The organism is Pseudomonas sp. GW821-FHT01E10, assembly GCF_059422365.1.
The window spans coordinates 270,417-282,083 of the sequence record NZ_JBWKWT010000001.1 but is presented as its reverse complement, the minus strand read 5'-3'; the positions used below and the strand labels follow the sequence as shown (position 1 = coordinate 282,083).

The 11,667-nt window shown below is 61.9% G+C and carries 12 protein-coding genes; 2 read left to right on the top strand and 10 right to left on the bottom strand.

What is annotated here, in order from left to right; translation table 11 throughout:
- Positions 1 to 50: 50 nt before the first annotated feature.
- The 4 genes from AC07V0_RS01285 to AC07V0_RS01270 form a co-directional block, all read right to left on the bottom strand.
- A complete protein-coding gene (locus tag AC07V0_RS01285; protein ID WP_495019312.1) occupies positions 51 to 1,163 on the bottom strand; it encodes an alkene reductase in 1,113 nt (370 codons plus the stop codon).
- Positions 1,164 to 1,313: 150 nt separating this feature from the next.
- Positions 1,314 to 3,551, bottom strand: a complete 2,238-nt coding sequence (locus AC07V0_RS01280) for a xanthine dehydrogenase family protein molybdopterin-binding subunit (protein WP_495019311.1) — start codon at positions 3,549 to 3,551, stop codon at positions 1,314 to 1,316.
- Entirely contained in the window at positions 3,548 to 4,021 is a 474-nt protein-coding gene (locus AC07V0_RS01275) for a (2Fe-2S)-binding protein (protein ID WP_086945556.1), read from the bottom strand. The genes AC07V0_RS01280 and AC07V0_RS01275 overlap by 4 nt, the downstream gene beginning before the upstream one ends.
- On the bottom strand, positions 4,018 to 5,217 hold the full coding sequence (locus AC07V0_RS01270; protein WP_245846265.1) for a cytochrome c: 1,200 nt from the start codon (positions 5,215 to 5,217) through the stop codon (positions 4,018 to 4,020). The genes AC07V0_RS01275 and AC07V0_RS01270 overlap by 4 nt, the downstream gene beginning before the upstream one ends.
- A 377-nt stretch (positions 5,218 to 5,594) precedes the next feature.
- On the opposite strand from AC07V0_RS01270, the gene AC07V0_RS01265 reads away from it, so the two are divergent.
- Together AC07V0_RS01265 and AC07V0_RS01260 are read left to right on the top strand one after the other, a co-directional pair.
- A complete protein-coding gene (locus AC07V0_RS01265) occupies positions 5,595 to 6,794 on the top strand; it encodes an MFS transporter (protein WP_495019310.1) in 1,200 nt (399 codons plus the stop codon).
- A 100-nt stretch (positions 6,795 to 6,894) separates the two neighbouring features.
- A complete protein-coding gene (locus tag AC07V0_RS01260; protein WP_086945553.1) occupies positions 6,895 to 7,824 on the top strand; it encodes a LysR family transcriptional regulator in 930 nt (309 codons plus the stop codon).
- Here AC07V0_RS01260 and AC07V0_RS01255 read toward each other — a convergent pair.
- From AC07V0_RS01255 to modA, 6 genes are all read right to left on the bottom strand, one after another.
- Positions 7,802 to 8,086, bottom strand: coding sequence for a hypothetical protein (locus AC07V0_RS01255; protein ID WP_018929054.1), 285 nt, complete (start codon positions 8,084 to 8,086; stop codon positions 7,802 to 7,804). The two genes, AC07V0_RS01260 and AC07V0_RS01255, sit on opposite strands and share 23 nt — an antisense overlap.
- A 298-nt stretch (positions 8,087 to 8,384) precedes the next feature.
- Positions 8,385 to 8,633 (bottom strand): hypothetical protein, encoded by a 249-nt coding sequence (locus tag AC07V0_RS01250; protein ID WP_018929055.1) that lies wholly within the window; start codon positions 8,631 to 8,633, stop codon positions 8,385 to 8,387.
- A 132-nt stretch (positions 8,634 to 8,765) separates the two neighbouring features.
- A complete protein-coding gene (locus AC07V0_RS01245; RefSeq protein WP_018929056.1) occupies positions 8,766 to 9,026 on the bottom strand; it encodes a hypothetical protein in 261 nt (86 codons plus the stop codon).
- Positions 9,027 to 9,107: 81 nt separating this feature from the next.
- Positions 9,108 to 10,187: a molybdenum ABC transporter ATP-binding protein gene (gene modC, locus AC07V0_RS01240; RefSeq protein WP_086945552.1), complete on the bottom strand. Its 1,080-nt coding sequence runs from the start codon at positions 10,185 to 10,187 to the stop codon at positions 9,108 to 9,110.
- A gap of 3 nt (positions 10,188 to 10,190) precedes the next feature.
- On the bottom strand, positions 10,191 to 10,871 hold the full coding sequence (gene modB, locus AC07V0_RS01235) for a molybdate ABC transporter permease subunit (protein ID WP_018929058.1): 681 nt from the start codon (positions 10,869 to 10,871) through the stop codon (positions 10,191 to 10,193).
- Positions 10,872 to 11,624 carry a molybdate ABC transporter substrate-binding protein gene (modA, locus tag AC07V0_RS01230; protein ID WP_370741127.1) on the bottom strand — a complete coding sequence of 251 codons (753 nt, stop codon included), beginning with the start codon at positions 11,622 to 11,624 and terminating at the stop codon, positions 10,872 to 10,874. It lies immediately after the preceding gene.
- Positions 11,625 to 11,667: the final 43 nt, after the last annotated feature.

Below are 11,667 nucleotides of genomic sequence, written 5' to 3'. Positions count from 1 at the left end.
CGAGGCGCCCACGGGCGCGCCAAGGTGCATTGATGGTCTGGATTCACCTGTCAGGAGTGAGCCGGGTAATCCACGTATCCACGCTGATCGCCACCGAAGAAGGTGCTCGGATCCGGCGCATTGAGCGACAACCCGTCGCGAATTCGTCGTGGCAGATCAGGGTTGGCCAGAAACGGTCTGCCGAACGCGATGATGTCCGCGCGGCCGTCGATCAAGGCCTGTTCCGCCGTCTCGGGGTCGTAGCCACCGGCGATCATCAGCACGCCGTCCCACGCTGCACGCAGTTGGCCGATGATTGCATCCCAGCGCGGATCGAAGTTCTCGTCCTTGACGGTGCCAACGACGGCAGGCTCGACGAGGTGCAGGTAGGCCAGATTCCACTGGTTCAACGAACGCACGATGTGGCTGAACGTAGCTTGCGGCGTCTCATCGCCCATGCCCATGAAGCGTCCCATCGGCGTGAGGCGTACGCCCACGCGCTGCGCACCGACTTCGTCGACGACGGCCGCCACCACTTCCAATAACAGGCGCGCACGGTTTTCCAGGCTGCCGCCGTAGCTATCCTTGCGCTGGTTACTGTTGCTGTTGATGAACTGATCCAACAGATAGCCGTTGCCTGCGTGAATTTCCACGCCATCCATCCCGGCGTTCAGCGCATTGCGCGCGGCCCGGCGGTAGTCGTTGATGATGTCAGCGATCTCCGAGGTTTCCAGTGCCCGCGGAACCGGCACATCGCCCCACACACCGTTGCCATCCGCGTCGACGATGAACGTCTTGCCCGGCACGGGTAATGCGCTCGGGGCCACCGGGAGGGCGTTGTCGGGCTGAAAGCTTGGGTGCGACACGCGGCCCACGTGCCAGAGTTGCATGAAGATCAAACCGCCGGCCTCGTGCACCTGGCTGCTGACTTCGCGCCAGGCCTGTACCTGCTCATCGCTGTAGATGCCCGGGGTCCAGGCATAGCCCTGGCCCTGTCGGGAGATTTGCGTCGCCTCGGTGATGATCAATGCGGCACTCGCACGCTGACGGTAATACTCGGCGTTCATGGCCGTCGGGACATCGCCCGGTTGCCCGGCGCGTGAGCGGGTCAGCGGCGCCATCGCCACTCGGTGCGGGAGTGTGTACGGCCCCAATGCGATGGGTTGGAACAGTTGCTGCGTCATAGAGTTTCTCCAGATTTCGAAAAGAGGGAGCAGGGCGGCGATGGACGTTTGGCCAGGCACCGTATGGCCGTAAGTTAATCCGCTGCATGCCGCTTGATAATCCGCATCAGCCTCTACGCTGCATTGCGTGAAACGCAACGCTGCGCAGGGTCAGGACGGTTGCTCCGAGCGGGTCAAAGGAAGGTTCAGCCAGCGTCGGCCGGTAGCGTTCGCCACGGCATTGCCGAGGGCGGCGGCCATCGGTCCCTGGACGATTTCGGCGGCGCCGAGAAACGGCTGTCCCGGCTGGTCGAGCAGGTGCACGTCGACCTTTTTCGGCACCTGCGAAAAGCGCAGGATCGGGTAGCCACTCCAGTCGTAGCTGCGTATGCCCCCGGCGTCATAGGCGACTTTTTCATACAGCGTCCAACTGGTGGACTGCACGATCCCGCCTTCCACCTGGTTGCGCAGGCCATCGGGATTGACGTTTTGCCCGACGTCTACCGCCGTGACGACCTGATCGACCTGCACCTCGCCGGTCTGCGGATGTACGCGCAAGCGCACCGCGATCGCGCAATAGCCCATGATGTTTTTATAGCGGGCAAACGCGAAGCCGATGCCCGCGCCAGGTTCGCTGCTTTTTTGCGGCCAGCCGATGGCGTCGCGCACGCGCTCCACCACGGCCCGCGCCCGGGGATCTGCCAGATGCGCAAGGCGCAAGGCCACCGGATCGCTCCCGGCCCTGGCGGCAAGCTCATCGATGCACGCCTCGATTGCGAAGATGTTGATGTGCGCGCCCAGCGAGCGCATGGCAGAGGTGCGAAACGGCATCTCAGTGACGAAGTTCATGTTGATGCGCGTGGATGCCAGCGTGTACAGCGGCACGGCATTGCGATCGCCGTCGCCTTCAGGTTGAGCGATGGGCACCGAAGGCGCAGAGATGAACGGTCGGGCCAGCAGTCGCGCCGGCAGCAACCGGCCCGCGTTGACGATGCGTTCGTTATGCGGCGTGGTCCACAGTTCATAGTTCCAGTCCTGCAGTCGACCTTGCGCATCAAGATTGGCCTGCACTTCAGTCACCATCGCCGAGCTGTAGGGTTCCCAGAGATTTTCCTGCTCGCGCATCCACTGCACTCGCACCGGCGTGCCCGGTATTCGCATGGCAATCAACGCCGCGTCGGCCGCTGCATCGTCTGCGCCGTTGTGGCCGTAACAACCGGACCCTTCGGTGTGGATACAGCGAACGCGCTCGGGCGGTAGCCGCACCATTTCGGCGATCCCGGCGCGCAGCGGATACACGCCTTGGGTGTGGGTCCAGACGGTGAGGGTGCCGTCCTTGAACCAGGCCACGGCGCAGGACGGGCCGATGGATCCGTGCATCAGGTATTGCTTGGTCACGCGCGCTCGATAGCTCTTGTCGGTCGCCACCTGTGGGGTGCCCTCATGGCTGATCGGGTAGCGGCGTGAAGGCAGGCGCTCGAGCAATGTGTGGATGTCCCGTGACTCGGGTATCGCTTGTCCACCGCTCCAGCGCGCCGATTCATATCCGCTGCGCATGGCCTTGATCGCTTGCCATTCATCACGCGCCACCACGGCAAGGTAATTGCCGTCGCGAATCACCTGCACAACCCCGGCCAACGTTTTGATCGACTCCGCGTCGAAGGCCTCCAGCGTACAGCCGGGACGAGGAGGGCGAATGACCCGAGCGTGCAGCATGCCCGGCAGACGAATGTCCTGAACAAATGCAGGGCCGCCGCTGACTTTTGCCGGAATGTCCAGTCGTTGCAGCGAATGACCGATCAGCTTGAAGCCCGTCGCGGGCATTGCCGGCGATTCGGACTTGGCATAGAGGTGCAGATCGACGTTTTTGACGGCGTCAGCGTAGGACATTCGTTGTCCGGCAGGGCCGTGAATGACGCCTTCCTGTGTCGTCAACAGTGGCGGTGCCACCTCCCAGCTGCGCCCGGCCGACTGCAGCAATAACTCACGCACCTGCGCCGCCGCGTTGAACAGCGCGGTGCCGCTGTCGAAAATGCTATGGCTGCCGGCGGTGTAGCCTTCGTTGGGCGTCAGGGCAGTGTCGGCCGTCAGCAGGTTGATCGCCGTCGGCGAAACCTCCAGACGTTCGGCGGCAATTTGCAGCAAGGCTGTTTTGACGCCAGTGCCCAATTCGACCTTGCCGGTGTAGACGGTGATGCCTTCAGGGCCCACGCGAATCCACGCATCGAGGTAGGGATTGGTGCGCAGGCTGCCGGGCAGATCAGGCGCCAGCACCACCGTGCCGAGGGTATCCACTTCGGTGTCGGCCCATGCACGACGCGCCGCCGGCACCAGGGTAAACGCCACCAGCAAGGCGCCTCCACGCAAGAAAGCCCGGCGACTGTGGTCGACTTTTTTCTCCACGGTCATGTCGCGCTCCCGTTTTGCCCGGCCACCAGGCTAATTGCCTCGATAATCCGCAGGTGGGTGCCGCAACGACACAGGTTGCCTGCCATGTGCTCGCGAATGGTCTGCTCGTCCGGGTGCGGATTGCTTTCCAGCAATGACTGCGCGCGCATCAGCATGCCGGCGATGCAGTAGCCGCATTGAGCCGCCTGTTTGTCGATAAAGGCTTTCTGCAAAGGGCTGGGACGTTCGGCAGAACCGAGGCTTTCAACCGTTCGAACCTTCTTGCCCTCAAGGCCCGCGCAGGGCGTCACGCAAGAAAAGACCGGTTTGTCATCGACGATGACCGTACAGGCGCCGCACTGCCCCAAGCCACACCCGTACTTGGCGCCGTTCAGCCCCAGATGATTGCGCAGCGCATAGAGCAGCGGCATGTCAGGTTCCAGCTCCAAGGCTTGGGCCGAGCCGTTGACGTTGAGCGTGACTTGGGTCATTTCGTCTCCTGACGGATCGCTTCAATAGTGGAAGAAAGCTCTGTCCAGGGTTGGTCAGGCCTGGCTTGCTGGCGCAGGTATGACGCCAGGGCGATGAGTTGAACGTTGTCCAGGCTGGCGGCAAACGGCGGCATGACCGGTCCGGGCACGCCCGGCATTGCTGGCACGCCTTCGAGCGCGGTTTTCAGGAAGTTGCGTGCGCTTGGGGCTTGCAGTGCCGAGGTGCGATCCAGCCCCGGACGCCCGTCGATTTCGCGCATCGGCGCCGCAGGGGCATGACAACCGGCGCAGGCACTGGCGAACAGCAGGGCGCCGCTGGTCTGGTCCAAGGTCTCAACGTTCCCGGCGCCGGGTTGGATTTCGGTGATCGCAGCCCTGGTTTGCAGGCTTAGCACATACTCGGCAATCGCCTCGGCGTCACTGACCGGCAAGCGAGCCAGACTGAGGCTGACCGGGCGCATCGGGCCCGCGGCTGTGCCGTGCCCGTCCACCACTTCTGCCCGCAGATAGTGGACCAACTGCTCAGTGCTCCACGGGTTTGCGCGACGGGCCATGCCGAGCAGCGAAGGCGCCTCCCAGCCATCCACCTCTCCGCCCGCGAGGCTTTCGCCGGACTTCTCGGCACCGATCAGGTTCAACGGTGAATGGCAGCCCGCACAGTGGCCGGGGCCTTCAACCAGATAACGTCCGCGATTCCACGCTTCAGATTGCTGCGCCACAGGTGTCAGCGGCTTTGCATGCAGGAACAGCAGATTCCAGAACGACACCAGTGGCCGGATGTTCATCGGGAAATTCATGTGGTTTTGCATGGCCGGTGAGTTCACGGCAGGGCCGTTCATCAAGTACGCATACGCGTCGGCAATGTCGCCTTCGCTCATGCGCCGGTAGTGCACGTACGGGAAGGCGGGGTACAGGAAGTGGCCATCGCGGGAGATCCCTTCACGCATCGCCCGCTCGAACGCCGGCAGTGACCATTGGCCGATACCGGTCTGCGGATCGGGTGTGATGTTGGTGCTGTAGAGCGTACCGAACGGCGTCACCAGCGGCAGCCCGCCCGCCAGGTATTGACCGCCCGGACGCGTATGGCACACCGCACAATCGCCTGCTTCGACCACCCGCGCACCGCGCTGCAATTGCGCGGCATCGAACGTTCGCGGGCGCTCAATCGGTGCTATCGCCGGGCGCCACATCAGCATCGCTGCGCCGATTGCGCCTATCGAAGCGAGGACGGCCGTGCTGATCCAGAGGAGGCTGGATCTCAGGAAGTTGCCCTTCATGAGGATTTGCAACGCGAGAGGCGCGCAATGCGCATCGATGAGGGATTCGGGATCATGAACAGCTCCTTGAGCAACCGGGGAAGGGCGCTGATGGAGAGCCCTGCGCCAAGTGCCCAAGGTTAGAGAAAGCGCAAGCGCCGGAGTATTGCCAGGTCGCGCAATAGCGCATTGCGCCAACAGCAACGCCGGCACCGTTGCGGATGGCGCATCACTCCGTTGCCGGGGGCACGGATTCTCTGCATCGACCCGAGCCCTTAGCCTTTGCATCACTTTCCCGAACTCAACGAGGTGTCATCATGCTCACGGGTAACCCCGCAGCAGCGGCCAAGGCCGAACAGCCTGCTTCACTCTCCGGCCTGATGGTCGCGTTCCTGGCATTTTGCTGCGGCGCGGTCGTGGCCAACCTCTATTACGCCCAGCCGATTGTCGAATTGATCGCGCCGCAGATCGGCCTGTCCAGCGCCAATGCCAGCCTGATCGTTTCACTCACACAGTTTGGTTATGCGCTGGGTCTGCTGTTGCTGGTGCCGCTGGCCGACCTGATGGAAAACCGGCGTCTGGTCGTGGGTTTCACCCTCGCGGCGAGCGTTACGCTGTTGTGTGCCGGGCTGACACACTCGCCGTCGATGTTCCTCGTGTTTTCATTGCTGATCGGCCTTACTTCGGTTGCGGTGCAGATTCTGGTGCCATTGGCGGCGCATCTGGCACCCGAAGCCACGCGCGGTCGTGTGGTGGGAAATATCATGAGCGGGCTGCTGCTGGGCATTCTGTTGTCGCGTCCGCTGTCCAGCCTGCTGGTGGAAGTGTTCGGCTGGCGCGGGGTGTTTTACAGCGCGGCGGCACTGATGGCCGTCATCGCCCTGATCACCGCGGCTGCGCTGCCGCGCCGTGTGCCGACGCATCAGGCGACTTATGCCGCGCTGATCGGCTCGGTGTTTACCCTGGCTCGTCGCCATCCGGTGCTGCGTCAACGTTCGTTGTATCAGGGATTGTTGTTCGCAAGCTTCAGCCTGTTCTGGACGCTTGCGCCGATTGAGCTGATGCGTCACCACGGTTTCAGCCAGGCGCAGGTGGCGATTTTTGCCCTGGTCGGAGCGGTAGGTGCAGTCGCTGCGCCGATTGCCGGGCGCTTGGCCGATGCCGGCCACGGCCACCGCGGAACACGGGTCGCACTGCTGCTGGCACCGGCCTCATTGTTGATCGCTGCGCTGCCCGGCAGCAGCTACCTGTGGTTGGTGGTGTGCGCGGTGCTGCTGGATTTCGCCGTGCAACTGAACATGGTGCTGGGCCAGCGCGAGGTGTACGCCATCGACCCGCACAGCCGGGCACGCCTCAACGCCGTGTACATGACCAGTATCTTCGTTGGCGGTGCCTTGGGATCGCTGGTGGCGAGCCCGCTCTACGAGCACTTCGGCTGGAACCTGTCTGCCGCATCGGTGGCATTGCTCCCGACCCTGGCTTTGGTGATGTTCCTCGGCCGCAAGGCCATTGCCTGAGCGCCGGGTGCGGGGGAGTCCGGTGAAGCACGGTCATACAAGACGGCTGGCGAACGGTGATGCACTATCATCACCGTTTCTTTTTGACCGGATTCCGCTTATGGACAAGTTGCTGGCACTGAAGATGTTTGTTGAAACCGTGCGTTGCGGCGGTTATTCCTCCGCGGCGCGCAAGCTCGGCATCTCGACGTCTTCGGTCACTCGCCAGGTGGCGGGGCTGGAAAACGAGCTCGGCGCCAGCCTGCTCAACCGCACGACACGCAACACCAGCGTGACCGTCGCCGGGCAAACCTATTTCGAAAAGGCTGTGGCGATTCTTGACGCCATCGACGAAGCCGATGCCGTGGTTGCCGACCGTGGCAGCGAGGCGCAAGGACGCCTGCGGATCAGTGTGCCCGTCGAGTTTGGTCGGCGGATCATCGCGCCGCATCTGGGCCGATTGCTCGAGCGCCATCCGGGACTGGAAATAAGCGTGTCGTTGAGCGATCAGGTCAGCGACCTGCTGAGCGAACAGATCGACGTGTCGGTGCGTCTGGGATCGTCGGTGGTCAGTGAAGACATCGTCAGTAAACGGGTAGGGGCCTTCCAGCGCTGGGTGGTGGCCAGCCCGGATTACCTGAGCCGCTACACGGCGCCGTGTCATCCTCGCGACTTGCTCGAGCACCAATGCCTGCGCTTTGATTACGCTGGTTCGCACCAGTGCTGGACGTTCCAGGGCGACAAGGAAACCATCCAGCTCAATGTGCACGGCCGCCTGCAAAGCAACAACGCCGACATCCTGCGCGAAGCGGCAATCGCCGGCGGCGGGGTGACCCTGTTGGCCGACTGGCTGGTACGCGACGATGTCGCCGCAGGCCGGCTGACACGGTTGTTGGAGCATTACGAAGTCAACCCCGGCAGTGCAAGCAGTTGCATCAATGCGCTGTACTTGCCCAATCACCGGGGCTCTAGCCGGATCAATGTGTTTATCGATTTTCTAGAGGAAATCCTCACGCCTGGCGTGTCAGCTATACAAATGGCTGGCCAGTAAAGCCACGCGGTAGCCGTTGCAGTCCGGGCATCTCGATCAGCCGTTGGGTCCACTCTGTGCGCCAGTCATTGGCAGCATGGGTGGCTTTGGCTTTGCGTGCGGCCCGACGTGCGGCGTTGCGTTCGGCTTTGCGTGCTTCCTTGTACGCATCGGTGTTGCGGCAGCTTCTGCATTTCACCCGGTTCAATATGCTGCTGGAAGTCAGGTTGCTGCCTTTGTGCCCGCAGGCCAGGTGCCCGCCGACTTTGAAGTGAGTGACCATGGGACATACTCCTTCGTGATGTGTAAGCGTTCGACACCTGGCGGGTGAGGGCGTTCGTTCGCGTTACGGCAGGCAAAAAAATGGCCCGCATGCGGGCGGGCCAGGGGATGTTTTCAAAGGAGCAAGTGAACTGTAGGAGTTCGGTTGTGAAGACGGTGTGAAATGGCCGAAGGCACGTATAAAAAAAGCCCGGCAAACTGGGCCGGGTTGGGATGTAGCGCGAGTCTGGCAGGCAGGCATAACCACGGTGACGAAGAGGTCACCGCTCAGGTGTGCTGAATTGGACTCTGTCCCTGGCTCAAATAACGCGGTCGCCTGATTTGAACCGAGGCAGTGGCGGCTCGACATGTTTGAGTGCAGACAACGCGCTGCGAATCTGCGGCGTGTCCTTCTCGATGTCGTTCAAGCGGTCACGAATCCTGAGCGCTGTCGGATGCCCCCCTTGATGATCGACCCAGTCGGCGATCTCCTTGCACGCAGCAGCAAGGCGGGCCTGACGGGAGTCAAGCAGGGTGAGCAGGGTGGCGATAGACTCTTTCTCGGACATGACAATCACCTCCGTTCAAGGAAATCGGCTAAAGGGCAACAAAAAGCCCGCGGGGGAGCGAGCTTTCTGCCGATGGGTCGCTGGTCCTTCAGCTCCTTCAAGTATAGACCCGGAAAATGAAAGTGGCCGGCGTCAAGCCAACCCGTGCGAGACCGGCGAACTGGCCTCGTTAAGCCTGCGACATTCGCGCCTGGCGTCCTCTTCAAGATCGTAACCGTCACCGATAAAGCCGCGAGTACGGGTATCGATGATGCGATACCAGACGGCGGCGTCGGGCGGTGGGTGACCGGTTTCTCCGGCCCGGCGGCCATGAACGATGATCTTGTTGCAGCGTTTCACAACGAAAATGTCTTCCATGGCGTCACCGAAGCTATTCGTGTTCAGATCAAGCATAGAAGCCCGTTGCGATCATGCAAAAAACTGGTGGGTCGTTCGTCGGTTCAGTGCCCCCTTGAATACGTCTCGGCGACGGGTTCAGGCCAGCACCGCCACCGCTTTGATCTGCGCCCAGAGTTGCTGGCCGGGGTGCACGCCCAGTTGATCCCGGGAGTAGCGGGTGATTCGCGCCAGCAGCGGTGTGCCGGCGGCATTCAGGCGGATCAGTACGTGAGCAGCGTTGTCGGCGCCGATTTCACTGATCACCGTGACCGGCAGGCGATTGAGGATGCTGCTCTGTTCGACGCCTTGCAGGCTCAGGCTGACATCCCGCGCCTGAACCTTGCAGCGCAATGCCTGGCCCTTGGTCATCGGCGCGTGGGCGACCCGAATGCTCAGGTCGGTGTCGGGCAGTTGCAAGGTCAGCAGCTGGTAGTCGGCGTCATAGGCGCTGACGTGCCCTTCGATCACCACGCCGGCGTCATCGCCCAGCGCCAGCGGCAGATCGAGCCGGGCCAGGGTTTCGCCGATGGCGCCGCTGGCCAAAGCCTTGCCGTTGCTGAGCAGGACGAGGTGATCGGCAAGCCGCGCGACTTCATCCTGGGAATGGCTGACGTACAGCACGGGGATGTCGAGCTCATCGTGCAATCGTTGCAGGTAAGGCAGGATTTCGTTTTTACGCTGGGTATCGAGCGCGGCGAGTGGCTCGTCCATCAGCAGCAGTTTGGGGCTGGTGAGCAGGGCACGGGCGATGCCGATACGCTGGCGCTCACCGCCTGAAAGATTCTGCGGATTGCGGTCGAGTAAATGGCCAATCCCCAGTAACTCCGTGGCATGCGCCATGTCGACCCGCCGCTGTTGGCGAGGGATGCGCTTGAGGCCGAATTCAAGATTGGCCCGCACCGACAGATGGTGAAACAGGCTGGCTTCCTGGAAAACATAACCCAGGGCGCGTTTATGCGGCGGGACGAAAATTCGCTTGTCGCTGTCCTGCCAGACCTCATCGTTGATCTGGATAAAACCCTGCTCAGCCTGTTCCAGACCGGCGATGCAGCGCAGGCAAGTGGTTTTGCCTGAACCGGAATGACCATAGAGCGCAGTCACTCCACGGCCGGGCAATTGCAGGTCGATATCCAGGGCAAATCCCGAATAGCTCAGTTTCAAGCGCGTTTGAATCATGGGTCAGCTCCAGGCCGCTTTGGTTTTACGGCTGGAGTAGAGCGCCAGCAACACTGCAAAGGAGAACACCAGCATTGCCCCGGCCAGCCAATGGGCCTGGGCGTATTCCATGGCTTCGACGTGATCGTAGATCTGCACCGAGACCACGCGGGTTTTGTCGGGAATGTTGCCACCGATCATCAGCACCACGCCGAACTCGCCGACGGTGTGGGCGAAACCGAGAATGGCCGCGGTGATGAAACCGGGACGGGCCAGCGGCACAATCACGCTGAAGAACGTGTCCCAGGGGTTGGCGCGCAAGGTGGCGGCCACTTCCAATGGGCGAGTGCCGATGGCGGAAAAGGCATTTTGCAGCGGCTGGACCACGAACGGCATCGAGTACAGCACCGAGCCGATCACCAGCCCCGCAAAACTGAAGGTCAGGGTGCCGAGTCCCAGCGATTGGGTGAAGTGGCCGATCCACCCGTTCGGGCCAAGCGCCAACAGTAAATAAAAGCCAATCACCGTGGGTGGCAGCACCAGGGGCAGGGCGACGATCGCCCCGACCGGGCCGCGTAACCAGGATTGGGTACGCGACAGCCATAACGCAATCGGAGTGCCAATGATCAGCAGGATGACCGTGGTCAGGGACGCCAGTTTCAGGGTCAGCCAGATCGCGGAGTAATCGGCACTCGATAGCGTCATTTAGAGTTGGTAACCATAGGACTTGATGACGGCGGCCGCTTTCGGCCCTTTGAGGTAGTCAACCAATGCCTGGGCGGCCGGGTTGTCCTTGCCCTTGTTGAGGATCACCGCGTCTTGTTTGATCGGATCATGCAGGTTGGCCGGAACGATCCAGGCCGAACCGCTGGTCACTTTGCCGTCTTTGTAGATCTGCGACAAGGCCACAAAACCGAGTTCGGCGTTGCCGGTGGACACGAATTGGTAAGCCTGGGTGATGTTCTGGCCTTCAACGATCTTGCCTTTGACCTTGTCGGTCAGGCCTTGCTTGGCCAGCACCTGAGTGGCAGCCAGACCGTACGGGGCGGCTTTCGGGTTGGCGATGGAAAGATGCTGATACTGGTTGTCGCTCAGAACCTTGCCCTTGGCGTCGACATAACCTTCCTTGGCCGACCACAGCGCCAGCGTGCCGATAGCGTAGGTGAAGCGCGAACCCTTGACGGTGTCGCCTTCGGTCTCGAGTTTTTGTGGCGTGGTGTCATCCGCCGAGAGCAACACTTCGAACGGCGCGCCATTCTTGATCTGGGTATAGAACTGGCCGGTTGCACCAAAGGAGGTGACCAGTTTGTGCCCGGTGTCTTTCTCGAAATCGGCAGCGATGGCCTGGATCGGCGCGGTGAAGTTCGCGGCAACGGCGACCTGGACTTCATCCGCGTGGGCGGACCCGAAAGCGAACACGCTGAACAGGCACACAGGGGCAAAACGTGAGGCACGCATGGTCATGAAACGGCTCCGTGGTAGGCGAGTGATACGCTATATA